This is a genomic window from Symbiobacterium turbinis, assembly GCF_055383075.1.
In genome coordinates this window covers 3,080,684-3,104,912 of record NZ_AP042433.1, presented here as the reverse complement: position 1 = coordinate 3,104,912, position 24,229 = coordinate 3,080,684, and the positions used below count along the sequence as shown (strand labels likewise).

Sequence of the window (24,229 nt, the reverse complement as noted above, 5' to 3'; positions counted from 1 at the left end):
GCGCCTCGTCCGGGCCGGTCGCCGTACCCTTTCGACGTACGCGCTGCGCGCCCCGTAATGGCCGGCGGAGGCGCGCCTGCCATAGTGTGCCGGCTCAGGGTGGCCGTCATGCGGCGGACTCGGCAGGGCGCGCTACGGCAGGTACTGCCGCACCAGATCTTCCAGGCAGTCGATGAACAGCGGGTGATCGTTGGCCGCGGGGAGGTAGCCGAACCGCTCGCCGCCGGCCGCGGCGAACTCCTCGGCGTACTCGATTTCCAGTTCGTGCAGCGTTTCAATACAATCCGCGACGAAACCGGGAGCCATGATCGCCACGTGCTTGTGACCCGTGCGGGCCAGCTCTTCGAGCACGTCGTCGGTGGCCGGCTCCAGCCAGGGGTCGTTCCCGAACTTGGACTGATAGCCCAGCACGACCTTCAGATCGGGGAAGCGCGCCCTCACGGCGTCGGTGGTGCGCTCGCACTGGGCCGGGTAATCGTCGCCGGCCTCAGCATACGACACCGGGATGCCGTGGTAGGAGAGGACCAGAGCGTCGGGGGCGCCGTTCTCCGCGATGTAGACGCTGATCCGTTCCGCGAGCAACCCCACGTACTTGGGATGGGTCGGGAAGTCACGGATGAAGATCTGCTCGGGCATGTCGCGCCAGTCGGCCAGCGCCTGCTGCACCTTGCTCCAGATCGGCGCCGTCGTGGTCGAGGAGTACTGCGGGAAGAGCGGCAGGACCAGCAGGCGGCGAACGCCCCACTTGCGCAGTTCGTCCAGGGCCGACTTCACGGAGGGCTCGCCGTAGGTCATGCCCAGGGCGACCCGAATGCCCTCAGCGTCCAGCCGTTCCTGGAGCGCGGCCTGCTGCAGGCGCGAGTAGTGCATCAGCGGAGAGCCCTCGTCCAACCAGATCTCCCGGTAGAGCCTGGCCACTTTCGGCGGCCGGGTGCGCAGCACGATTCCGTGCAGGATGGGCAGCCACTGCCACCGGGGCTTGTCGATGACCCACCAGTCGCCCAGGAACTCGGCCAGGTAGGACCGCACGGCCGCGGGCTCTGGGGCGGCGGGCGTTCCCAGATTGACGAGCAAGACCGCCGTTTTCTCCATTGTGCAGCGCCTCCATAAAAAACATACCTGTTGATATTTAGTGACGTACAGCGTGCGCCCCTGCTGGAGGTTGCGAATGCGCGCCAACGGTGGGGCCTGTGATTCCACTCTGAGTATAGGCGGCCCGAGCGTGCAGTCCTATGGGTCAACGTTCCTAAATTATGCGTCTATTATTTGTCCCTAGAGTTCAGGTGGGAGTCGGGCACCAGACGGCGCGCATACATCCGCCGCCGTAGGTTGAACACCGGCAGAGCATCCCACCAGGCAGGACAAGGCCCCCTGCGGGGCGGGCCCCACTGTGGCAGCCCCGGCATCCGTTAACCGGACGGCCCGCCGTCAACCTGGCGGCCCGCCGTCATCAGGCGGAACCGCTGCAGCAAGGCCAGCGCCTGCCCCCCGATCAGGGCGCCTGCTGCGCTGCTGGCCGCGAAGCCGGGGATGAAGAAGCCGATCCCGCCCGCAGCCGCCTTGGCGTTGCCCAGCAGCAGCGCCGCCACCGGATAGGCCGCCACGGCCCCGATCACGCCGGTGCCGATCACCTCGCCCACCATGGCCGCCAGCCGGGAACCGGTGCGCTGGTAGAGAAGGCCCGCCAGCACCACGCCGAAGAGCGTGCCCGGAATCGCGAGCAGCGTGCCGCTGCCCAGCATGATGCGGATCAGGGCGATGGCGAGTCCGACGATCCCGCCATAGACCGGGCCCAGCATGGCCCCCGCAACGACGTTCATCGCGTGCTGCGCGGGAAACAGCTTCGCCCCGAACAGCGGAATCGCCGAGAAGTAGGACGAGATGACGCCCAGCGCCACCAGGATCGCCATCCGGGTCAGCAGTTCGACTCGGTTCATGCCAACACCCCCCGCTTTGCGCCTTCCACCTCGTCGAGAATGGCCCTGGCGGCCGCCATGGGGTCCGGCGCCCCTACCACGGAGGAGATCACCGCCACCCCGACGCCGCCTGCCTCAATCACTGGCGCCGCACCGCCGATGCCGATGCCGCCGATGCCGACCACCGGCAGATGGGTCGCCCCGCTCACCCGCCTGACCACCGCAGGGCCGTAGGGCTCCCCGGCATCCGCCTTGGACGGGGTCGCGTAAACAGGGCCGGCGCCGATGTAGTCCGCACCGGCCGCCTGGGCGATCCGGGCCTCCTCCGCGGTTTCGCAGGTCGCCCCGATGATCGCGGCCGGCCCCAGAATCCGCCGGGCGGCCGCGACCGGAAGGTCGTCCTGACCCAGGTGCACCCCATCGGCCCCGACCGCCAGCGCCAAGTCGACCCGGTCGTTGATTAGCAGGAGCGCAGCGTGCCGCCGGCACGCCTCCCGCACCCGGCCCGCCGCCTCCACCTGGGCGGGCAGCGGGAGATGCTTCTCCCGGAACTGGATCATCCGGCAGCCCGCCTCCAGGACCGCCTCCACCACCTCCGGGGGCGTGGCGCCGCTGACCAGCACGTACAGGCTGAGCAGTTCGGAGAGGGGCGGTGCGATCCGCCCTGCCGGCAGGGAACCGGCCCGGCCCAGACGGTCAAGATAGGCGAGGGCGAAACTGCCGGGCCCCGGCGCGTCCGACGCTGCCTGCTCGCCGGCCCACCCGGCCCAGAGGAGCGCCTCCGCCACCACGTCCACGGCCGGGGCGACATCGCCCTGTGCGGTAGCAGCGGCGTCGCCCTGTGCGGCCGGGGATGCGGCCAGGGATGCCGCGACCAGGGCGGTCGCCAGGCAGCCGGCCCCGGGGATCTGCGCCATGAGCGGGTGACCCGCACAAACCGTGAGGGTGCGCCGCCCGTCGGTCACCAGATCCACCGCCCCCGTGACGGCCACAACGCAGCCGGAGCGCCGGGCCACCGCCCGGGCCGCCCGCTCCAGCCGCAGGCCGAGCGCCTCCTGCGCACCGTCGACCCCGCGCACCAGCCCCTGCTCGCCCGCCAGCGCCATGATCTCCCCGGCGTTGCCCCGGATGGCCGTCACCTTCACCCGCTCCAGCAGCTCCAGAGCCGCGCGGGTCCGGGTTTCGATCCCCCCTGCGCCCACCGGATCCAGGACCACGGGAATCCCGCGCCGGGAGGCCACCTGCCCGGCCTCCAGCATCGCCTGCTGCAGCCCGGGGCTCCAGGTGCCCAGGTTGAGCACGAGGGCGTCGGCCGCCGCGGCGACCAGATGGGCCTCCGCCCCGTCCCGGGCCATCACCGGCCGGGCGCCGGCGGACAGGAGCCCCCGGGCCACCCAGTCCATGGTCACGTAGTTGGTCATCGCGTGGACCAGGGGGCGCCGATTCCGGACCATCTCCGGCAGCGCCTTCATCGCCTCTCCTCCCCTTCTCCCGGCAGCCCGCGCCCTTCCTCCAGCCAGGCCAGGTGGTTGGTGGGCCCGTGGCCAGCACCGATCCCCGGCGCCTTCCGAATCGCAAGGGTGATGAACGCCTTGGCCAGGCGGACGGCCTCCGGCAGATCCAGGCCCCGGGCCAGCCCGGCGGCGATGGCGGCGCTGAAGGTGCAGCCCGTCCCGTGGGTGTGCCGGCTCTCCACCCGCTCCTCTTCCAGCCACTGCTCGCTGCCGTCGGCGGCGATGAGCAGGTCGGCGGCCGGCTCGCCGCCCAGGTGGCCGCCCTTCACCACGGCCGCCCGCGCCCCCATCTGCAGGAGGCGGCGCCCGGCGGCCTCCATGTCGGCGCGGGTGCGGATGGCCATGCCGGTCAGGGCCTCGGCCTCGGGCAGGTTGGGCGTCACCACCCGCGCCAGGGGCAGCAGCAGCTCCCGCACGGCGGCCTGCGCCTCGGGCAGCAGCAGGGCATGTCCGCTCTTGGCGATCATCACCGGGTCGACGACCAGATTGCTGACGCCGTACCGCTTCACCCGGTCGGCCACCACGGCGATGATGGCGGCGTCGTACAGCATGCCGGTCTTGGCCGCGTCGGTGCCGATGTCGGAGAGCACGGCGTCCAGCTGGGCCGCGACCTGCTCGGGGGTGAGCGGATAGACCCCGGTCACCCCCAGGGTGTTCTGCGCGGTGACACAGGTGATCACCGAGGTGCCATACGTCTGGAGGACGGTGAAGGTCTTCAGGTCAGCCTGAATGCCGGCGCCGCCGCCCGAGTCGGAGCCGGCGATGGTCAGGGCGCGGGGTTGGGTCACGATGGATCACACCTTTCTGTGCGCAGTCTTCACGAAACTCGAAAGGCCGCCTCCACGAAGAAGTGGAGGCGGCCGCACAGGCTCAGAACGGCCGGCCGTCCACTTCCCTCCGCTGGCATTACCCAGTTCAGGTGCTAAGGGTCCAGGTCCCAAATGACCTGATCTCAGCCAAAAGGCTCCCCTAGTGGACCGAGCCCAATATGTAACTTCGCGGACAGCGTACCATCGCGGCAAAGAGGATGTCAACCCGACAGATCACAGATCCCTCTGATCTTGCGCGTGACACTGTATATTGTATAATCGCGGATTGAAATATGAAAAATTAGCGACGTCGCAGGGAGGTGTCCATCAGGTGGCGGGTAAACCGGTTCAATACAGCATCGAATGCTGGGTGGTCCGTCGCAGGGCGAACGCAGAGGACGACGTGCTTCTGCTTCACAAGCCGCCGAGCGCCGACCTTCCGGCTGGTTTCTGGCAGCCCATCACGGGCGGAATACGCGAAGGGGAGACCGCCCGCGAGGCTTGCGTCCGAGAGATCTATGAGGAGACGGGCCTGAGGGTGCCGACTGAGGATCTCCGTCCGGTTCCAGGCCAGTGGGAGTTTGACCTCCCGCACCAGGTCATCCGCAAGGACCTGTACTGGGTGGAGGTTCCAGGGACCGCCGATGGGATTACCCTGACGGAGCACGACGGCTGGCGCTGGGTACCGGCCCCCGCGGTGGAGGCGGAACTGTACTGGGAATCCAACCGGCATACGTGGACGGCGGTCCGCGCCTGCATCCTGCGGCCATGAACCAGGGCTCATCACCGCTACCGCCGCTTCTTCTCCAACTCGAAGATGATATCCCGGATCTCCGCCGCCCGCTCGAAGTCCAGGTCCTTCGCCGCCTGCATCATCTCCTTCCGCAGCTGCTTCACGACCTTCGGAATCTCGTGCGGCGGCGTATCCAGCAGGTTGATCGGCGCGGCGTCCTCCGCCGGCTTCACCGCCTGGATCACGTCGCGCACCGGCTTCACGATCGTCTTCGGCACGATGCCGTGCTTCCGGTTGTACGCCTCCTGAATCGCCCGGCGGCGGTTGGTCTCGCTGATCGCCTTCTGCATGGACTGCGTCACCCGGTCCGCGTACATGATGACCTTGCCCTCCGCGTTCCGGGCCGCCCGGCCGATGGTCTGGATGAGCGACCGCTCCGCGCGCAGGAAGCCCTCCTTGTCGGCGTCCAGAATCGCCACCAGGGAGACCTCGGGGATGTCCAGCCCCTCCCGCAGCAGGTTGATGCCGACCAGCACGTCGAAGACACCCAGCCGCAGGTCGCGCACGATCTGCATGCGCTCGATCGTCTCCACGTCCGAGTGCATGTAGCGCACCTTCACGCCGAGCTCCTTCAGGTACTCTGTCAGGTCCTCGGCCATCCGCTTGGTCAGGGTGGTCACCAGCACCCGCTGGTTCTTCTTCACCCGCTCCCGGATCTCGGCGTACAGGTCGTCGATCTGCCCCTTGATCGGGCGCACCTCCACCTCGGGATCCAGGAGCCCCGTGGGCCGGACGATCTGCTCCACGACCAGCGACGGCGGCACCCGCTCCAGCTCGTAGGGCCCGGGCGTGGCCGACACGTAAATCACCTGGTTGATGCGCTCCTCGAACTCCTCGAACTTCAGCGGCCGGTTGTCCGCCGCCGACGGCAGGCGGAAGCCGTACTCGATCAGGGTCTCCTTGCGCGACCGGTCGCCGTTGTACATCGCCCCCACCTGGGGGATGGAGACGTGGCTCTCGTCCACCACCAGCAGCCAGTCGTCCGGGAAGAAGTCCAGCAGCGTGAAGGGGGGCTCCCCGGGCTTGCGCCCGGTGAGGTGCCGGCTGTAGTTCTCAATGCCGCTGCAGAAACCGATCTCCCGCAGCATCTCCAGGTCGTTGCGGGTCCGCTGTTCCAGCCTCTGGGCCTCCAGCAGCTTCCCCTGGGCGCGCAGCTCCTTCAGCCGCTCCTCCAACTCCTCCTCGATGGACAGCAGCGCCTGCTCCCGCTTCTCGTCGGCCACCACATAATGGCTGGCCGGGTAGATGGCCACGTGGTTCATGATGCCCGTGACCTCGCCCGTCAGCGGGTCGAACTCGCTGATGCGCTCGATCTCGTCGCCCCACCACTCGCAGCGGATGGCCCGGTCGGTCGCGCCCGCGGGGAAGATCTCCACCACATCGCCGCGGACCCGGAACTTGTTGCGCACAAAGTTGTGGTCGTTCCGCTCGTACTGAATGTCCACCAGGCGCCGCAGGATGTAGTCGCGGTCCACCTGGTTGCCCACCCGCAGAGAGACGGCCAGATCCTTGTAGTCTTCCGGCGAGCCCAGGCCGTAGATGCAGGAGACCGAGGCGACGATGATCACGTCGCGCCGCTCGAACAGGGCCATGGTCGCCGAGTGGCGCAGCTTGTCGATCTCGTCGTTGATCAGCGCGTCCTTTTCGATATAAGTATCCGTCGTGGGAATGTAGGCTTCCGGCTGGTAATAGTCGTAGTAAGATACGAAGTACTCGACCGCGTTCTCCGGAAAGAACTCCTGGAACTCGGAGCAAAGCTGCGCGGCCAGAATCTTGTTGTGCGCCAGGACCAGGGTGGGCTTCTGCACCCGTTCGATGACCTTCGCGATGGTGAACGTCTTGCCGGTGCCGGTGGCCCCGAGCAGGATCTGCTCGCGCTCGCCGCGCAGGACACCCTCGGACAGCCGCTCGATGGCCTGCGGCTGGTCGCCCGTGGGCTCAAACGGTGCATGAACCTTGAAGGGCTTCACCCGGCCTCACCCCCTCGGCATGGATTGTCTCCAGTATACTGCACAAACATACGTTTGCCAACATGGAGGAGCGATACGCATGGCCCCATCGCCGGTGACCTGGCCGCCCGCCCCCGACTGGCGCGCCTGGCGGCACGTCACCAAGCTCGACCCCGACCGGCCCCTCTCTCCCGCAGCTCTGGATGCGGTCTACGAGAGCGGCACAGACGCCATCGTGCTGGGCGGTTCCACCGGCATGACCCAGCAGGCGGTGCTCGACCTGCTGGGCCGCCTGGCCGACGCGCCGGTTCCGGTCGCCCTGGAAGTCTCCACCCTGGAGTCGGCCGTGCCCGGCCCGGCCCTCTTCTTCATCCCCCTGGTGCTGAACGCGCCGGAGAGCCGCTGGCTGGGCGGGGCCCAGGCCGCAGCCATGGCCCGGCTCCTCCCCGTGGTCGGTGAGTACATCCCGTGGGACCTGCTGGTGCCCGAGGCCTACCTGGTCCTCAACCCCGATTGCACCGCAGCCCGACTGACCCGGGCGACCACCGATCTCACGCCGCAGGACGCGGCCGCCTGGGCCGCCTTTGCCGGCCGGGTGCTGCGCCTGCCGGTGATCTACGTCGAGTACAGCGGGGCGTTCGGCGACATGGCCCTCCTGCAGGCCGTGCGGGAGAACGCCGGTGAGGCGCACGTCGTCTACGGCGGCGGCATCCGGTCGGCGGCTCAGGCCGGTCTGGCCGCCCGCCACGCCCACACCGTCGTCGTGGGCAACCTGGTCTACGTGGCGCCCGAGCGGTTGCGGGAGACCGTAGCCGCTGCCCGCCATGCCTGAGCCGGCCGGAAGCGCCCCACCACCCATGGCAAACAAGAACCGCCCGATTCCCGGCCGACAGGCGGCAGGAATCCGGCGGTAGTTGCCTTTGGGAGAGCCGTTACCGCTTCAGCTTCGGGTCGAGCGCATCGCGGATGCCGTCGCCGACGAAGTTGAACGCCAGCACGGTGATGAAGATGGCCAGACCGGGCCAGAACATGAGCCACGGGGCCTGCTTCAGGAAGGTCCGCGACACCGAGAGGATCTGACCCCACGAAACGGCCGGAGGGGGGGCGCCGAGCCCCAGGAAGGAGAGGCCGGCCTCAGACAGGATGGCCCCGCCGATGCGCAGCGTGGCCGAGACGATGATCGGCGCGACGGCGTTGGGCAGGATGTGGCGGAAGATCAGCCGCGCGTCGGTGGCGCCCATGGCGCGGGAGGCCTCCGTGAAGTCGCGCTGGCGCAGACTGAGGAACTGACCGCGCACGATGTACGCCAGGCCCGGCCACGACGTGAGGCCGATGACGATCATGATGTTGTAGACGCTCGGTTCGAGAACCGAGACCACCGTCACCAGCAGGAAGAAGACCGGAATGACGTCGATCGCCTCGGCGATGCGCATCAGGATGATGTCAATCCAGGTACCGCCGTAATAGCCGGCGATCGAACCCACAAGGGTGCCCAGCAGCACGGCGACGCCCATCGCCACGAAGCCGACCGAGAGCGAGATGCGGCTGCCCCAGATCATGCGCGAGAGCAGGTCGCGCCCCAGGTTGTCCGTGCCCAGCGGGTGGCCCGGCGACCCGGGGGGCTGGAAACGCTCCGCCAGGTTCACGCGGGCGTCCAGCGGCTCGCTCGCGATGAACGGGGCAAAGATGGCCACGGCGTAGAAAATGATCAGGATGACGAGTCCCACGACGGCCAGCTTGTTGCGGGCAAAGCGGCGGACGAACTGCCGGAACTGGCTCTCTTCACGGGCCAGACCCTGCAACTGCTCTTCAGCTTCGGTGTTCAGGTGCGGCGCAGCCATGGCAGTTCCCCCCTAGTCGTACTTGATGCGCGGGTCGACCCACACGTAGGCGATGTCCACGAGCAGATACCCGATCATCGTCAGCACGGCGCTGAGCAACATGACCGCCATGGAGACGTTGTAGTCTCGGTTGTTCACCGCCTGCCAGGCCACCCGGCCGATGCCCGGCCATGAGAACACGTTCTCGATGATGACCGATCCGCCCACCAGGCTGCTCAGGAGGCCGCCCGAAACGGCCAGGATGGGCAGCACCGCGTTGCGCAGGGCGTGCTTGTAGATGACGACCTTCTCCGCCAGCCCCTTGGCACGAGCAGTGCGCACGTAGTCCTCCCGCAGCACCTCGAGCATGCTGGAGCGCATGTAGCGGGTGAGGCCGGTCAGTCCGCCAAACACGATGACGATCAGGGGCAGGAACATGTACTTCGCGCGGTCGGCCAGCACGCTCAGCCAGCCGTAAGTCTCAAAGGTGATGCCCGGAGTTGAGATTCCATTGGTGGGGATCAGGCCGCCGGAGTTCATGGCCACGCCCCAGATGAGCAGTGATGCAACCCAGAAGCTGGGGGCCGCCTGCCCGGCGAATGCAGTCGCCGTGACGATCATGTCGGTCTTGGAGTACTGCCTGACGGCGGAGATCACGCCCAGCGGAATGGAAATCGCATAAATGAGCACCAGCGCAAAGAAGTTCAACCGAATGGTATTCGGCAGCGCAGAGGCCAGCACTTCCTTTACCGGAAGGCGATAGTAATACGACTTGCCAAAGTCGCCCTGCAGCATGTTGCCCACCCAGCGGAAGTACTGGATGTAAACGGGGTCGTTCAGCCCCCACTTCTCGCGCAGGGCTTCCACCTGCTGCGGGTCTGACATGGCATCCGCCTCGGCCGACAAGATGACGTACTCGGGACCGCCCGGCGCGAGCTGCATGATCCCGAAGGAGAGAAGTGTTACAATGAACAGAAGGGGAATCATGTTGAGAATTCGCTTGGTCAGGTACCGAGCCATACCGGTCACCACCTTCAACTCAGGGAGGGAATATGGGGGGCGCCGTAGGGGCGCCCCCCACTCCCGTAGTGCATGCGGTTCAGGCTGTTACTCGTCGATCCACCACTGGTACAGGTAGTCCAGGGTAGCACCGGCGCCGGGGAAGTTGACGATGCCCTTCACCCGCGGGGTGTGGAAGTCGGTGTAGAGGTTGGAGTACATGAGGATGACAGGTGCGTCGTTGACGATGATCTGCTGCGCCTCGCCGTAGATCTCCTTGCGCTTATCAGGATCGGACTCCCGGCGGCCCTCCTCGAGCAGGGCGTTGACCTCGGGGTTGTCATACCGCATCCGGTTGAAGCTGGTCACGAGACCCGCGGCGTTAGGCTTAGCCAGGCTGCCGTGGAAGAGCGCGTACAGGCTGTCAGGATCGAGGCCGAGGTTGAAGGCCTGGAACGCCATGTCATAATTGCCGGGCTGCAGATGGTTCTCGTTCATCGCGTTGAAGTCCATCAGCTGGACCGTCACGTCGATGCCGACATCCTGCCACATCTGCCGGGCCATCGTGGTCAGGGCCTCGATCAGGCTGGAGCCGGACGAGGCGTACAGGGTCAGCTTCAGCGGCTGGCCGTCCTTCTGGTAGATGCCGTCGGCGCCCTTGGTGAAGCCGGCCTCCTGGAGCAGCTGCTCAGCCTTGGCCGGATCGTAGCCGATGGTCTGCAGGTCGGGCTTGTAGGCCCACGAAACAGGCGGCAGCGGACCAGGCGGCACGACGGCCTCGCCGTCCAGGGCACCCTGAACGATGGCCTCGCGGTCCAGGGCGTAGGTCAGAGCCTGCCGGATACGGACGTCAGTCAGCGGCTCCTTCGTGGTGTTGATCAGGATGTAACCCCAGCCGTTGCGCTCGTACTGTACCGGCATCAACCGGCCCTCGTACTCGGTGAGCAGCCGCTTCACCTCCGCGGGGGTCGGCGTCTCGACGTCGAGCTCACCGTTCTCCAGGGCCGCCAGGGCGGTCTGGTCGTCCGGGATGACCTTCATGCGAATGGTCTGGATGAAGGGGGCGCCGCCCTCTTCCTCGCTCCGGAACCAGTCAGGGTTCCGCTCGAGCAGGGCGTACTGCCCGCGCACGTACTCCTTGAACTTGTACGGGCCGGTGCCGATGGGCTCCCAGGTCACCGGATGGTTCTCCAGGTCGCCGATCTCGGTGCCCTCGAAGAGCTTCGCCTGCAGGATGCCGTAGTTGATGTTGGTGAAGATCGGCGCGAAGGGCTCGCTGAGCTTGAAGTCCACCGTATAGCGGTCAACGGCGACGATGTCCTCCACGGAGGCCAGCGAGGCCGCACGCGGGCCGGTGTAGTCCGGGTGCTTGATCGCCTTCATCGTGAAGACGACGTCCTCGGACGTCAGCTCCTCGCCATTGTGGAACAGGACGCCCTCACGCAGCTTGACCCGGAAGGTCAGGCCGTCGTCCAGGGTATCCCACCTCTCGGCCAGGTCGCCCTTCGGCGACCAGTCGACATCGAAGTCGAACAGGCTGGAGTAGACCAGGCCGTAGATCGCCGAGCCGTAGGCGGACGAGGACAGGATCGGGTTCAGGTTGTCGGGGTCCTGGTTCAGCCGGAGGTTCAGCTCACCGCCGACCTTGGGCCCGCTGGACGGGGTATCAGACGGGGACGTGGACGGAGTCTGGGTCTGCGTGCCGCCCTGCTGCTCGGTGCCGGGGCTGGCGGGCGGAGCGGACTCCTTGGGGCCGCAAGCAGCCAGAACCATCGTGAGCGCAAGCAGTACGGCTGCTGCGGCGAGGGACCTGCGGTTCTTTCTCATCGCTTCTCCCTTGACCTCCTCTGTGTGGTGCTATTCATCAGACTACCGCATTGATTCATCGGTTCACCCGAATTTCCTCTTTGAGACCTACTGTCATATTTCTTTTTGCGCTAGTATATCTGAAGAACTCGTATATTTGTTCGGCCATTTTTGCACACAAAATAGCCCCGGGCTCATGCCCGGGGCATTCTCGCACAATTCCATTATCGCTTCATCTTCGGATCGAGGGCGTCGCGCAGGCCGTCGCCGACGAAATTGAAGCAGATGACCACGATGAAGATCGCAAGTCCGGGGAAGATCGAAACCCACGGCGCCTGAAGCAGGAACGGCCGGCCCTGGGAGAGCATCTGACCCCAGGAGGTCAGGGGCGGCTGGGTGCCCAGACCCAGGAAGGAGAGGCTCGACTCCGTGAGAATCGCGCTGCCGATGCGGAGGGTCGCCGACACGATGATCGGTCCCGCGGCATTCGGCAGGATGTGCCGGAAGATCAGGCGGGCGTCGCTGGCGCCCATGGCGCGGGAGGCCTCGGTGAAATCGCGCTGCCTGAGGCTCAGGAACTGCGAGCGCACGATCTGAGCGAGGCCGGGCCAGGACGTCACGCCGATCACGAGCATGATGTTGAAGATGGATGGCCTGATGACAGACACCACCGTGATGAGCAGGAAGAAGACCGGAATGATCGAGATCGCCTCGGCAAGGCGCATCAGCAGGATGTCGATCCAGGTGCCGCCGTAGAAGCCGGCGACAGCGCCCACCAGCGAGCCGATCGCCACGGCCATGGTCATGGCCACGAAGCCCACCGAAAGCGAAACGCGGGAGCCCCAGATCATCCGCGAGAGCACGTCGCGCCCCAGGTTGTCCGTTCCAAAGGGGTGCTCCAGGCTCGGCGGCGTGAAGCGGGCCGGAATGTTCATCGCGTCCAGGGACTCGCTGGCCAGGTACGGCGCAAAAATCGCCACCAGATACATGAGCAGCAGGACAATGAGGCCGACCACCGCTGCCTTGTTGCGCAGGAAGCGCCGCACGATCTGCTGAAACTGCGTGGTCTCCTTCGGCGCCTGCCCATAGAGCTTATCGGTCTTCTGTTCAGCCGCGACCGCCATCGCAAGCACCCCCCATCAGTCGTACTTAATGCGCGGATCGACCCACACGTAGGCGATGTCGACCAGCAGGAAGCCGATGAGCGTCAGCACGCCGGACATCAGCATGATGGCCATGGACACGTTGTAGTCACGCTGCGTCACCGCGTCGAAGCCGACGCGGCCGATGCCCGGCCAGGAGAAGATCGTCTCCGTGATGACGGCGCCGCCCACCATCGACGAGAGCAGGCCGCCGGAAATCGAGATCACCGGCAGAAGCGCGTTCCGCAGCGCGTGCTTGTACACCACGACCTTCTCTGCCAGACCCTTCGCCCGGGCGGTGCGGATGTAGTCCTCCTTCAGAACCTCAAGCATGGAGGAGCGCATGTATCGGGTCAGGCTGGTCAGGCTGCCGAAGACCATCACGGTCAGCGGCAGAATCATGTACTTAGCCCGGTCGGCCAGCACCGAGAGCCAGCCGTAAGTTTCGAAATTCACGCCGGGGGTCGCGATGCCGTTGGTGGGGATGAGGCCGTTGGACTTCATCGCCACGCCCCAGATCAGCAGGATGGCCACCCAGAAACTCGGCGCCGCCTGCCCGGCAAAGGCCAGCCCGGTCACGGCGTAATCCAGCTTCGAATACTGCCGCACGGCGGAGATAATGCCCAGCGGCAGCGCGATCAGGTAGGTGAGGAACAGCGCGATGGACTGAAGTTGGAGCGTCGCCGGCAAGGCCGAGCCGATCACCTCGGAGACCGGCTTGCGGTAGAAGTACGAGCGGCCGAAGTCGCCGGTGAGCACATTCCCCAGCCAGCGCACGTACTGCACGGGAATGGGATCGTTCAGGCCCCACCGCTCCCGCAGCTCTTCGATGCGAGACGGATCGAGGGTCGCGTCCTCGGCAGCGAGCAATACCTTCTCCGGGCCGCCCGGGGCCAGCTGCATGATGCTGAATGAGAGCAGGGTCGCCAGGATGAGCAGCGGGATCATATTCAATACGCGCTTTAACAGATAGCGGCCCATCGGGTATCACCCCTATTACCAGTGAGTAGTGAGCGGTGGGCGGTGAGAGTGAGCGGTGCGCCCGACTCAAGCGCCAGGGCCTGGATTACAAGAGGCTATGCGGAAGTTTTCGTGGTGAATGGTGGATAAATGACGTATTTAGGAGTGTGAGTGTGGGCCGGGCAGGGTGTGAGTGCGAAACCCACCCCTGCGCGCAACCCACACTCACAGACTCGGAACGGCCGCCTACTTCTCGTTGATGTACCAGCGGTAGATGTAGTCGCTGGTGGCGCCGAAACCAGGGAAGTTCACAACGCCCTTGACCCGGCTGTTGACGAAGTCGGTGTAGACGTTGGAGTAGACCATGATCACCGGCGCCTCGTCAACCACGATCCGCTGGAACTCGGAGTAGTACTCCTTGCGCTTCTCCGGGTCGAACTCTTCCCGGGCCTTCTCCAGCAGTTCGTCCACCCGGTCGTTGTAGAACCGGGCCCTGTTGAAGCCGAGCACGTTGCCGTTCGCGTCCGGCTGGCCGGCGGAGCTGTGGAACAGGTTGAACATGGAGTCGGGGTCGAGACCCAGGTTGAAGGCGCTGAACGTCACGTCGAACTTGCCCGGAGCCACGTAGTTGTCCATCATGGCGTTGAAGTCGATCATCTGGACGTCCAGGTCGACGCCGATCTCCTTCCAGCTGGAGCGGGCGATCGCGCCGATGGCCTCGGTGGTGGTGGCGCCCGCGCCGGCGAAGAACGTCAGCTTCAGCGGCTCGCCGTCCCGCTCGTAGATGCCGGTGCTCTCGTTCATCACGAAGCCGGCCTCCTCGAGCAACTGCTTGGCCTTCTCCACGTCGCGCTCCAGGACCTCGATGGAGTCGTCGTACGCCCACGAGATCGGCGGGATCGGGCCGGGAGGAATGGTCGCACGGTCCTCCAGCACACCGGTGATGATCGCCTCACGGTCCAGGCCCAGGGTCAGGGCCTGCCGGACCCGCTTGTCATCCAGCGGCGCCTTGCTGTTGTTCAGGGTCATGTAGCCGAAGCCGTTGCGGTCCCAGTTGTAGGCGGTCAGCTTGTCCGCGAACTGGGTCTCCAGCATCGCCACGTCAGACGCCTCGGGGGTCAGCCGGTCGATCTCGCCGTTCTGCAGGGCGGCCAGGGCGGTCTGGGAGTCGGGGATGATCTTGAAGGTGAGCGTCTCGATGAAGGGGGCGCCGCCGTACTGCTCAGACATGAACCAGTCGGGGTTCCGCTCCATCACGACGTACTGGCCGCGGACGTACTCCTTCAGCTTGTACGGGCCGGCGCCGACCGGCGCGTCCATGCTGGCCGGGGCCTTCTCCATTTCCGCGATGGAGTAGCCCTCAAAGGCCTCCTTGGAGAGGATGCCGTAGTTGATGTTGGTCAGCAGCGGGGCCGAAGGCTTCTTCAGGTGGATCTTCAGGTTGTGCTTGTCCACGACCTCGATGGACTCCACGTCCCGCAGGGAAGAAGCGCGGGCGCCGGTGTAGTCGGGGTGCATGATGGCCTCCAGGGTGAAGGCCACGTCCTCCGCGTCGAGGTCGGTGCCGTCGGTGAACTTGATGCCCTCCCGGATCTTGATGGAGAGCGTCAGCTGGTCTTCAGACATCTCCCAGGACTCCGCGACGTACGGCGTGGGCTCGTACTTCTCGTTGAACTCGAACAGCGTCGCATACAGCTGCGTGACGATCTCGGCGCCGTACGCGGTGGTGTAGAGGATGGAGTTGAAGCTGTCGGGCTCCTTCTCCAGCACCAGATTCAAATTCCCGCCTACGGCCGGCTGGCCGGTCGACGGGGCCGGCTGCTCGTTCTGGGCGCCCCCGTTGTTTCCGGGCGGAGTCGGATCCTGCTTGGGACCGCATGCGGACAGAGCCAGGCCGGCCACGACCAGCAGGCTCAGCAGCGATGCAGCCCTGCGGCTGATGCGCATCGTGTGTTATCCCCCTTCGTCGTTGTGCCTTTGTTTTGTATAGGCGTTAATGAGACGGTAAGATGTGTGGTTCTGGTTCAGCTAAATTGCATGTCTGTTGAAGTTCTTATATTACCCCTACTCGTGATGCTCCGAAATTGACATGCGAAACTTGCCTGATTCGGCTCGGATGGGGGAAACGTATGTGTCAGGGCGCCGCGCGGCCATCTCCATGACTGTGTACCGAGGGCGAGTCGGCTCGCCCCGGCTCGGTTCGCCATCAATCCCAGCCAGACCGGAACCGCCCGTGCGCCGGCCGGCAGATCCCCTCGTCGTGGCGGCACTCCCTGGGAGGGCAGTCGCCCAGCACCGGCACCAGCACCTCCACCGTGGCCTTGGACTTGATGGCGACACAGAAGTCGAACACGCACCGAACCTCATCGTTCTCCGCATCGAAGACGCAGCAGCAGTCAGCGGTGACGTCGCACTGAACCTCGGAGCCGTGCGGCATGAAAAGCGCCACCTGCTTCAGCACCATCACCCGTCGGTTCAGCCTGCGGATAGTCTTCCCGCTCCTGCGGTTGATCAGCCGCAAAGTCACCGGCACCTCAATGGCCAGGCAGACCAGTTCCTTCTTCCCGTGGTGGTCCGCTGGCTTGCGGTCCGCCACCTCCCTGCAGGAGATGTCGTGAGTATCGATGTGGCAGTCGACCTCCACGTCGGTGCCATCGGCAATGCCGCTCACCGGGAAGCTGCGCTCCACCTGGTGCCGCTGCACACAGAAATCCAGGATCTTCTTCGCCTCGATGCAGACTACATCGCGCCTGTCGTCCACACACGAACCTCCTCTGGCCCAACCCAGGTCAGACCCATTCCATGTTATGTTGCGCGGTGACGCTTTGGTCCCTGGGCGCAGGCGCGCGCAAACGGCGCCGGGTTCCCGGCGCCGGTGCGTTCAGTCCCTTCCACAGCCGCACTCCCGGTCCCGCCGGCGGATCGGCAGCCGCACCACGGGCGGGTCGCAGTCCTCCACCTCGGGCGGGCAGCCCTGGGGCGAGGCCCCGGAAGGGCACCTGCGGGGGCGTACGGAGCCAAATGCGGGCACCAGCAGCTTCACATCGGCGGTGACGGTCAGCACGGTGCAGAGCTGAATCGTGCAGCAGACGTTGGGCTCGCCCTCGGCCGCGTCCGGCTGCACCGTGCAGATGCAGGTCCCTTCCACGTCGCAGGTCACGTCTGTGCCGTCGGGCGCGCACAGCACCACCCGCTTGGGGAAGGTGATGGTCCGCTCCACCACGATCGGCCGTTCGCCCGAATCCGGCAGCACCCTCAGCCTGAGCGTCAGGGTGGTCTGAATGGAGACCACGGCCCGGCCGTCGTCCCCCTGGTGCACCGGCTGCCGGTCGGCGACCTCCTCGCAGCGGATGTCCGTGATGCGGCAGCTAAGTACGGACCCATGAGCGCCCAGTTCCGGAATGGTGAAGCAGCGCTCCAGCAGGTCTTCCTGCGTACAGAAGTCAAATACCTTCCGGGCGTCCACCACGACGATCTCCCGCGGGGCCGGGCAGTGGCCGCCCCGAATCGGACCCGGTATCACGGTCATCTCCGTCCCGGCGGTCGCATCTGTGTTGCTCGCCATAGGTTCACCCCTGTCTGCAGGGTATGTGCAGACGCGCCCAAAGGTGAACGCAGAAAAACCGCCCCGGATCTGGTCCGGGGCGGTCGTTCGTCACCGCTTCATCTGCCGGATGTGCCGGATCGCGGCCTCCAGCTGCGGGTCGCCGGGCTCGCCGGGGAAGATGCGGTCGGGGTTGCCGACCTCAATGTCCGGCGCCACGCCCTGGCCGTCGATGGAGTGGCCGCCGGCGGTCAGGTACCTGGCCGTGGTCAGCTTGATCCCTGAGCCGTCCTGCAGCCTCCAGAACGTCTGCACGGAGCCCTTCCCAAAGGTCTTCTCGCCGATCAGGGTGCCGACGCCGGCGTCCTTCACCGCGCCGGCCAGGATCTCCGACGCGCTGGCGCTGCCGCCGTCGATGAGCACCACCAGGGGCAGATCCCACGGCTCCGCCTCCCGGGCCGTCAGCGCCCGTTGCTCCTTGCCCCGCTCCACGATGTGGACCACCGGGTCGCCGGTGGGCAGGAAGAGAGAGGCGATCTCCACCACCTCATCCAGCAGGCCGCCCGGGTTCTGCCGCACGTCGAAGATGAGCCGGGTCATGCCCTGACTCCGCAGGTCGGCGATGGCCTCCCTCACCTGATCGGCGGCGCCCTTCTTGCTGAACTCGTACAGCTGGATGTACCCGATGCCCGCTGCCTGGTCGAGCATGCGGTAATCGAGCACCGGCACGGTGATGGTGTCGCGGGTGATGACGAACTCCAGCGGCTCGGGCTCGCCCTCCCGCTTGACCAGCAGCCGGACCTGGGTGCCCTTCGGTCCCTTGATCAGCGCGACGGCCTCGTTCAGGCTCATGCCGGTGATGTCCCGGCCGTCCACCTCGATGATCGCATCGCCGGTGCGCAGCCCCGCCTGCGCGCCCGGACTCCCCTTGATGGGCGAGACCACGGTGAGCAGGCCGGTCTTCTGGGAGATCTCCACCGTCACACCGATGCCGCTGAAGGTGGGCTCAAAGCCCTGGACGAACGACCGGTACTCTTCGGGCGTGAAGTAGCTCGAGTACCGGTCACCCAGCGCCTCGACCATGCCCCGGAGCGCGCCGACGTTCAGGGTTTCCGCGTCGACCGGCTCCACGTACTGCCCCTGGATGGCCCGCATGACCTCCTCCAGCCGTTCCACCTGGAGCGCCGACGACGTCTGACCGACCACAGGCAGCCGGTCTTTCAGGTGCGATACCTGTTGATGGACGGCCGGCGGCCAGCCGAACGCCCCGGCGACGTAGCTGACCACGCCCGTCACCGCGACCAGGAGCAGCGACAGCCCGAATCCCATGCGGCGCTCGTCCATGTGCAGCGTCATCCTCTCTCTTGGAAACAAGCCTCTCCCCCATGTGTATCAGGGCCTGACTAGGAGTATACTCTGCACATTCCTTCGTGGTCAAACGACATTGCACAATGCCAAAAGGGGCCGGGCCGCAGCAGCGGTCCGAGCCCCTTCTCACCGCCTGTCTACCACTTGATATAGTCCAGCGGGTCCTTCCGCTCGCCGTTCACGTGGATCTCCAGGTGCACATGGGGCCCCGTCGACCAGCCGGTTGAGCCGGCGTAGGCAATGGGGTCGCCCTGGCTGACCGCCTGGCCCTCCGAGACGATGATCGAGCTGTTGTGCGCGTACCAGGAAGTGATGCCGCCGCCGTGGTCGATGATCACCAGGTTGCCGAAGACGTCGTCGTAGCTGGTCTGCAGCACCACGCCCGCCTCGATGGCGTAGACGGTCTGCCCCCAGTTGGCGGCGAAGTCGGTGCCGTAGTGCATGCGCTGCACGCCGAGAATCGGGTGCCAGCGCATGCCGAAGTGGTCCGTGATGATGACCGGGGTCACCGGCGGAATGGGGGCGAAGACGCCGGCCTGCCGGTTCAGCTCGCGCACCAGGGCGGCCACCTGCTCGGCGAGTTGCTGGCTGTACCACTCCATCTCGTCCAGCTGCGCAGCCAGGGCCGCCCGCCGGTCCTCCAGCGACCGCGACACCTGTTCCCGCTCGACCCGCTTCGCCACCACCGTGGCCTGGTACTCCTCCGCCTCCGCCTTCAGGGCGGCGAGCCGGATCTTGCGGCCCTCGACCTGCCGCTGCTTCTCCTCGAGGGCCAGTTTCTCCGCCTTCACTTCCTCCACCAGCTCGCGGTCCTTCTGCGCGATCATCTTGAGAATCTCCGCGCGGCTGATGAACTCGCGGAAGCTCGCGGCGCCGAAGAGCACGGAGAGCCTGTCCACCGGGCCGTTCTCCCGAATGGCGCGGATGCGGTTGCCGAGGATCTCCCGCTTCTCGTCGTAGCGGGCCTGCGCATCGGCCACCTCGGCCTCCACCTGTTCCAGCTCGGCCGAGACCTCCTCATATTCGGCGGTGATGACCGCCAGGTTGGCGTTGGCGGCCACCAGTTCCGCTTCCACGAGCCTGAGCTGCGCCTCCGCCTCCTCGGCCTGGAAGGCGACGTCGGCCAGGGCGTTCTGCAGCTCCGCCTGTTTCTGCCGCACGGCCTCCAGATCGCGCTGCGCCTGCTCCAGCTGCGCCCGGATGTCGTTCGCCTGCGCGGAGAAGGGCTGGAGCGGCAGGGCCATGTTCAGGAGCAGTGCGGCGAGGACGACCAGGGCCCAGCGAAACCGTCTATGCATCGCGACCGACACCCCCATCACACGTTCAGGAAACGGCGGAGCGAGAAGAAGCTGGCCACAGCGCCCAGCACGGCGCCCAGGCCCAGCAGGGCCAGCGTCAGATCGGTCAGGATCAGCTCAGGCCTCACCACCGGCAGAAACGGAACCGACTCCTGAATCGCCGGCGCCAGCCTGATGTAGCCCCAGGCCACGACGCCGCTGGCCACGGCGGCGCCCAGGGCGCCGAGGAGCATGCCCTCCAGCACGAACGGCCGCCGGATGTACCAGTCGGTGGCGCCCACCAGCTTCATAATGGAAATCTCACGCCGCCGGGCGTAGACAGAGAGGCGAATCGTGTTGGAGAGCGTGAGCACCGTCGCGAACAGCAGGAGCAGGACCAGCCCCAGGCCGCCGATGCGCACCGCGCGGGTAAACGCCAGCAGGTCGGCGACGATCTCCTTGCCGTAGTCCACCTTCGCTACCCCGCGCATGGCCTGGATCTGTTCCGCCACCTCGGCCACCCGCTCGACATCCGAGACCTTCACATACACCTCGTCGGAGAGGGGATTCTCATCGCCCTCGTAGCCGCTGAGGATCTCGGCCTGGGCGGGGTCGGCCCGCTTCATCTCCTCCAAGGCCTCGTGGCGGCTGAGGAAGGTGACCGTCTCCACGTCGGGCAGGCCGCGAATGCCCGCCAGAATGGCTTCAATCTCCTGTTCGGTCAGATCCCGCTGGCCGCATTTCACCTCTTCGCGCCGGGCCGTGCACAGGTAGCCCTTGATCTCCACCTGGCTCTCGGCCGTGGCGGCCATCTCCTCCAGGTTGACGGCCAGCAGCACCACCACGGCCAGCACGAGCAGGGTGACCGCGACCGAGAGCATGGAAGCCAGCGACATCACATTGCCGCGTGCGGTGTTGCGCAGGGCGTCGCGCAGCGCGGTGACCCATCCCCTAAGACTCATAGCCGTAGGTCCCCCTGTTCTCGTCGCGCACCACGCGACCCCGCTCCAGGGCAATGACGCGCTTCTTCATGCTGTCCACGATCTCGGCCGCATGGGTGGCCACCACCACCGTGGCCCCCATCTGGTTGATCTGGTTCAGGAGGTTCATGATGGTCCAGGTGTTCTCTGGGTCCAGGTTTCCGGTGGGCTCGTCGGCGATCACCAGCACCGGGTTCCGCACGATGGCGCGCGCCACGGCCACCCGCTGTTGCTCCCCCCCGGAGAGCTCTGCCGCCAGGGCGCGGCTCTTGTGGCGCAGGCCCACCAGCTCGAGCGCGGCCGGCACCCGGCGCGCGATCTCCCGCCGGGGCACGTCCGTGCACTCCAGGGCGAAGGCGACGTTCTGAAAGACCGTGCGTTCCGGCAGCAGCTTGAAGTCCTGGAAGATGACCCCGATGCTGCGGCGCAGGTAGGGCACCGCCCGCCTGGGCAGGCGCGCCACGTCCTTGCCGTCCAGAATCACCTGGCCCGATGTCGGCAGCTCCTCCCGGTAGAGCAGCTTCATGAGCGTCGACTTGCCGGCGCCGGACGGCCCGACCAAAAAGACAAACTCCCCCCGCTCAACCCGCAGGTTGACGCCATCGAGGGAAGGAGCTTTCATATGAGGATAAACTTTGGTGACGTTGATTAGCTGGATCACGCGGGATCACCCCACCGCTTACTTCCTATACGCTGCGGAGACCTTCGATCCTTCATAATCCGAATGTGTAACGTGAAACTTTACCAGGAACTTCGACGGGGAAGCAGACCTTCCCTTCCTAGTGGTGAAATTCTAGGGCATGCCATTTCTGGATAGCCTTCCAGAACACGTCAGACCCACCCGGTGAGGCCGGGTGGGTCCTGTGCTGCAGCAGTCAATCGCGCCGCCCCATGCGGGCCCGCAGCACCGCCAGGGCAAAGCGCACCAGGGGGGGAAGGCTGCGCCTCAGCCTCCGCAGCCGGACGATGCGGTAGAGCCACTCCAGGTTGGCCCTGAGCATCCACTCCGGCGCGCGCGGAACGGCGCCGGCCCACACGTCGATGGTGCCGCCGACTCCCATCCCCAGCGGCACCCCCAGCTTGGGCAGGTGCAAGTGCAGCCAGCGCTCCTGCTTGGGCGAGCCCAGGGCGACGAAGAGCACGTCCGGGCGCGCGGCCCGAATCTGCGCGACGACCTCACCCTCCTCCTCGGGCCGGAAGAAGCCGTCGCGCCAGCCCACCACCTCAATGCGGGGATACGCCGCCTGCACCCGGCGGGCGGCCTCCTCCACCACCTCGGGCCGGGTGCCCAGCAGGAAGACCCGCCCCCTGCCCCGGCTGTTCAGGGCCTTCAGCAGGTTGGTGGCCAGGTCGGCCCCTCCCACCTTCTCGGGGATCGGGTCGCCCAGCAGCCGCGCCGCCAGCACGATGCCGATGCCGTCCGGCACGACCAGGTCGGCCCCGTTGATGATGGCGGCCAGCTCCGGGTCCCGGCCGGCCCTGTCGGCGATCTCCGCGTTCGGCGTCACCACCAGGTGCGGGCCGCCCGCGTCAATGAAGCCGAGGCACCGCTCCACGGCCTCGGCCATCGTCACCGCATCCACGGCAATGCTGAGAATCTGCACGCGCTTCATGTCATCCGCCACCGGTCTCTGGAGCGCCCCGGCCCGTGCGGCCTACGGCTCCACAATGGTAATCCGGCCCTTCACCATCAGGATCAGGTCGGTCTCGGCGTAAAAGCCCCGCCCGTCATCGCGCGGGACCACGATCAGGTGGTTGGGCGAAATCCGGGCGCCTTCCCGGATGTCGGCCCCGGCGGTCACATCCAGCAGCCCGCCCAGTTCCGAGGTGATGGCCGTCGCCCGGCCGCCGCGCAGCACCAGCTCGGTGCCGGCCTCGCCCAGCACCCTGCTGCCCGCGGGAACCTCCTCGACCCGGTAGAGCGCCAACAGGTCCACATAAGACTTGCTCACCAGCGGGTCGCCGCCGGTACCCGGCTCTGCGCTCTGCGCCGTCGCGCGGCCCACCAGCAGGCCACCGACCAGCGCCGCAGCCACCAGCAGCGACAGGGTCCTCCATCGGTGCGGCATCCGGAGTTCGCTCCCTTCCTTAAATAGCTCCGCTGTGAAACGCTCCGCTGTGCGTTTGACGACCCCGCGGGGGCGCGGGTTTCAGGCGAGCGCCCCGGTCAGGGCCGGGAAAGCTCGCCGTGCGCCCGCTTCTCCAGGTACCCGTAGATGAAGGGGTCGAGATCGCCGTCGATCACCGCCTGGACGTTGCCCACCTCCACCCCGCTGCGGTGGTCTTTCACCATGGTGTAGGGCTGGAAGACATAGCTGCGGATCTGACTGCCCCAGGCGATCTCCATCTGCGGGCCCCGAATCTGGGCCATCTCCTTGTTCTGCTCCTCGAGCTTCAGCTCCACCAGCTTGGAGCGGAGCATCGTCATCGCCACCGCCCGGTTCTGCATCTGCGAGCGCTCCTGCTGGCAGGAGACGACGATGCCGGTGGGCAGGTGGGTGATCCGCACCGCGGACTCGGTCTTGTTCACATGCTGGCCGCCCGCGCCGCTGGCCCGGTACGTGTCGATGCGGAGGTCCTCGGGGCGGATCTGGATGTCCTCCACGTCCTCCTCGATCTCCGGCATGACCTCCACCGCGGCGAACGAGGTGTGCCGCCGGCCGGAAGCGTCAAACGGCGAGATGCGCACCAGGCGGTGCACCCCCATCTCCGGCCTGAGGAAGCCGTAGGCATACGGCCCCCGCACCGCGATGGTGACCGACTTGATGCCGGCCTCGTCGCCCGCCAGCCGGTCCAGTTCCTCCACCTTGTAGCCGCGATCTTCGGCCCAGCGCACGTACATGCGGTGGAGCATCTCCGCCCAGTCCTGCGCCTCGGTGCCGCCGGCTCCGGCGTGAATGGTGAGAATGGCGTTGTAGGCATCGTACTTCCCGTTCAGCAGCACCTGCAGCTCGAACTGCCGCACCTGCTGCTCCAGGGCGTCTGCCTCGGCCTGCGCCTCCGCCGCCATCTCGGCGTCGGCCCCTTCCTCGGCGAGGTCGATCATGACCTCCAGATCCTCCAGCCGGCGTTCGTAGGCTTGCAGCTGCTCGACCGGCGCCTTCAGGTGGGCGACCTTGCGGGTCACCCGCCGGGCGGCCTCCTGGTCGTTCCAGAAGTCAGGCGCCGAGATCTGGTGCTCCAGCGCCGCGATCTCCTCAAGCCTTCTGTCGAGGTCAAAGAGACCTCCTGAGTTCTGCGAGTCTGTCGCGCATACGCTGCGCGCGGCGGGTCAGCTCGTCATACATGGCAAACCGCCTCCTCGTACGTTGTCGCGCTCTGCATTGTACCACCGGCGATCCCGCGCAGGCAA

The 24,229-nt window shown here is 66.5% G+C and carries 22 protein-coding genes and 1 riboswitch; of the genes, 2 read left to right on the top strand and 20 right to left on the bottom strand.

Annotation, left to right across the window (positions count from 1 at the left end; genetic code table 11):
• Positions 1-132: 132 nt before the first annotated feature.
• The 4 genes from hemH to thiD form a co-directional block, all read right to left on the bottom strand.
• Complete coding sequence (gene hemH, locus ACZ45O_RS14890) at positions 133-1,092, bottom strand: ferrochelatase (protein ID WP_464854075.1); 960 nt, start codon at positions 1,090-1,092, stop codon at positions 133-135.
• 317 nt (positions 1,093-1,409) lie between these two features.
• Positions 1,410-1,937 carry an energy coupling factor transporter S component ThiW gene (gene thiW, locus ACZ45O_RS14885; protein ID WP_464854073.1) on the bottom strand — a complete coding sequence of 176 codons (528 nt, stop codon included), beginning with the start codon at positions 1,935-1,937 and terminating at the stop codon, positions 1,410-1,412.
• Positions 1,934-3,388: a hydroxyethylthiazole kinase gene (gene thiM, locus ACZ45O_RS14880; RefSeq protein ID WP_464854071.1), complete on the bottom strand. Its 1,455-nt coding sequence runs from the start codon at positions 3,386-3,388 to the stop codon at positions 1,934-1,936. Before thiM ends, thiW begins: the two co-directional genes overlap by 4 nt.
• A complete protein-coding gene (gene thiD, locus ACZ45O_RS14875) occupies positions 3,385-4,218 on the bottom strand; it encodes a bifunctional hydroxymethylpyrimidine kinase/phosphomethylpyrimidine kinase (RefSeq protein ID WP_464854069.1) in 834 nt (277 codons plus the stop codon). Before thiD ends, thiM begins: the two co-directional genes overlap by 4 nt.
• Before the next feature lie 87 nt (positions 4,219-4,305).
• A riboswitch (TPP riboswitch) is annotated at positions 4,306-4,411 on the bottom strand.
• A gap of 159 nt (positions 4,412-4,570) precedes the next feature.
• On the opposite strand from thiD, the gene ACZ45O_RS14870 reads away from it, so the two are divergent.
• Positions 4,571-5,011 carry an NUDIX hydrolase gene (locus tag ACZ45O_RS14870; RefSeq protein ID WP_464854067.1) on the top strand — a complete coding sequence of 147 codons (441 nt, stop codon included), beginning with the start codon at positions 4,571-4,573 and terminating at the stop codon, positions 5,009-5,011.
• 17 nt (positions 5,012-5,028) lie between these two features.
• On the opposite strand, the gene uvrB is transcribed toward ACZ45O_RS14870, so the two are convergent.
• Positions 5,029-7,002, bottom strand: a complete 1,974-nt coding sequence (gene uvrB / locus ACZ45O_RS14865) for an excinuclease ABC subunit UvrB (RefSeq protein WP_464854066.1) — start codon at positions 7,000-7,002, stop codon at positions 5,029-5,031.
• Between the two features lie 79 nt (positions 7,003-7,081).
• Here uvrB and ACZ45O_RS14860 point away from each other — a divergent pair, with 79 nt between their 5' ends.
• Positions 7,082-7,813: a geranylgeranylglyceryl/heptaprenylglyceryl phosphate synthase gene (locus tag ACZ45O_RS14860; protein ID WP_464854064.1), complete on the top strand. Its 732-nt coding sequence runs from the start codon at positions 7,082-7,084 to the stop codon at positions 7,811-7,813.
• Between the two features lie 100 nt (positions 7,814-7,913).
• On the opposite strand, the gene ACZ45O_RS14855 is transcribed toward ACZ45O_RS14860, so the two are convergent.
• The 15 genes from ACZ45O_RS14855 to prfB all read right to left on the bottom strand — a co-directional run bounded on the left by ACZ45O_RS14855 (position 7,914) and on the right by prfB (position 24,164).
• Positions 7,914-8,822 (bottom strand): ABC transporter permease, encoded by a 909-nt coding sequence (locus tag ACZ45O_RS14855; protein ID WP_464854062.1) that lies wholly within the window; start codon positions 8,820-8,822, stop codon positions 7,914-7,916.
• A 12-nt stretch (positions 8,823-8,834) separates the two neighbouring features.
• The gene (locus ACZ45O_RS14850; RefSeq protein WP_464854061.1) at positions 8,835-9,821 is read right to left on the bottom strand and encodes an ABC transporter permease; all 987 of its coding nucleotides are present in this window, start codon (positions 9,819-9,821) and stop codon (positions 8,835-8,837) included.
• 87 nt (positions 9,822-9,908) lie between these two features.
• Positions 9,909-11,573, bottom strand: a complete 1,665-nt coding sequence (locus ACZ45O_RS14845) for an ABC transporter substrate-binding protein (RefSeq protein WP_464854060.1) — start codon at positions 11,571-11,573, stop codon at positions 9,909-9,911.
• Positions 11,574-11,830: 257 nt separating this feature from the next.
• Positions 11,831-12,730, bottom strand: a complete 900-nt coding sequence (locus ACZ45O_RS14840) for an ABC transporter permease (protein ID WP_464854059.1) — start codon at positions 12,728-12,730, stop codon at positions 11,831-11,833.
• 15 nt (positions 12,731-12,745) lie between these two features.
• Positions 12,746-13,729, bottom strand: coding sequence for an ABC transporter permease (locus ACZ45O_RS14835; protein ID WP_464854058.1), 984 nt, complete (start codon positions 13,727-13,729; stop codon positions 12,746-12,748).
• 225 nt (positions 13,730-13,954) lie between these two features.
• On the bottom strand, positions 13,955-15,655 hold the full coding sequence (locus ACZ45O_RS14830) for an ABC transporter substrate-binding protein (protein ID WP_464854056.1): 1,701 nt from the start codon (positions 15,653-15,655) through the stop codon (positions 13,955-13,957).
• A gap of 259 nt (positions 15,656-15,914) precedes the next feature.
• Entirely contained in the window at positions 15,915-16,469 is a 555-nt protein-coding gene (locus ACZ45O_RS14825; RefSeq protein WP_464854055.1) for a hypothetical protein, read from the bottom strand.
• Between the two features lie 120 nt (positions 16,470-16,589).
• Positions 16,590-17,273 carry a hypothetical protein gene (locus tag ACZ45O_RS14820; RefSeq protein ID WP_464854053.1) on the bottom strand — a complete coding sequence of 228 codons (684 nt, stop codon included), beginning with the start codon at positions 17,271-17,273 and terminating at the stop codon, positions 16,590-16,592.
• A gap of 90 nt (positions 17,274-17,363) precedes the next feature.
• Positions 17,364-18,608 (bottom strand): S41 family peptidase, encoded by a 1,245-nt coding sequence (locus ACZ45O_RS14815; RefSeq protein WP_464854052.1) that lies wholly within the window; start codon positions 18,606-18,608, stop codon positions 17,364-17,366.
• 149 nt (positions 18,609-18,757) lie between these two features.
• Entirely contained in the window at positions 18,758-19,918 is a 1,161-nt protein-coding gene (locus ACZ45O_RS14810; RefSeq protein ID WP_464854050.1) for a murein hydrolase activator EnvC family protein, read from the bottom strand.
• A 17-nt stretch (positions 19,919-19,935) separates the two neighbouring features.
• On the bottom strand, positions 19,936-20,859 hold the full coding sequence (ftsX, locus tag ACZ45O_RS14805) for a permease-like cell division protein FtsX (RefSeq protein WP_464854048.1): 924 nt from the start codon (positions 20,857-20,859) through the stop codon (positions 19,936-19,938).
• Positions 20,849-21,538 (bottom strand): cell division ATP-binding protein FtsE, encoded by a 690-nt coding sequence (gene ftsE / locus ACZ45O_RS14800; protein ID WP_464854046.1) that lies wholly within the window; start codon positions 21,536-21,538, stop codon positions 20,849-20,851. Before ftsE ends, ftsX begins: the two co-directional genes overlap by 11 nt.
• A 214-nt stretch (positions 21,539-21,752) precedes the next feature.
• On the bottom strand, positions 21,753-22,490 hold the full coding sequence (locus ACZ45O_RS14795) for a WecB/TagA/CpsF family glycosyltransferase (protein ID WP_464854045.1): 738 nt from the start codon (positions 22,488-22,490) through the stop codon (positions 21,753-21,755).
• Positions 22,491-22,532: 42 nt separating this feature from the next.
• Positions 22,533-22,946 carry a hypothetical protein gene (locus tag ACZ45O_RS14790; protein WP_464854043.1) on the bottom strand — a complete coding sequence of 138 codons (414 nt, stop codon included), beginning with the start codon at positions 22,944-22,946 and terminating at the stop codon, positions 22,533-22,535.
• A gap of 98 nt (positions 22,947-23,044) precedes the next feature.
• A protein-coding gene (gene prfB, locus ACZ45O_RS14785; protein WP_464854041.1) for a peptide chain release factor 2 occupies positions 23,045-24,164 on the bottom strand; the annotation gives its coding sequence in 2 pieces (ribosomal slippage) (positions 23,045-24,094 and positions 24,096-24,164; 1,119 coding nt in all).
• Positions 24,165-24,229: the final 65 nt, after the last annotated feature.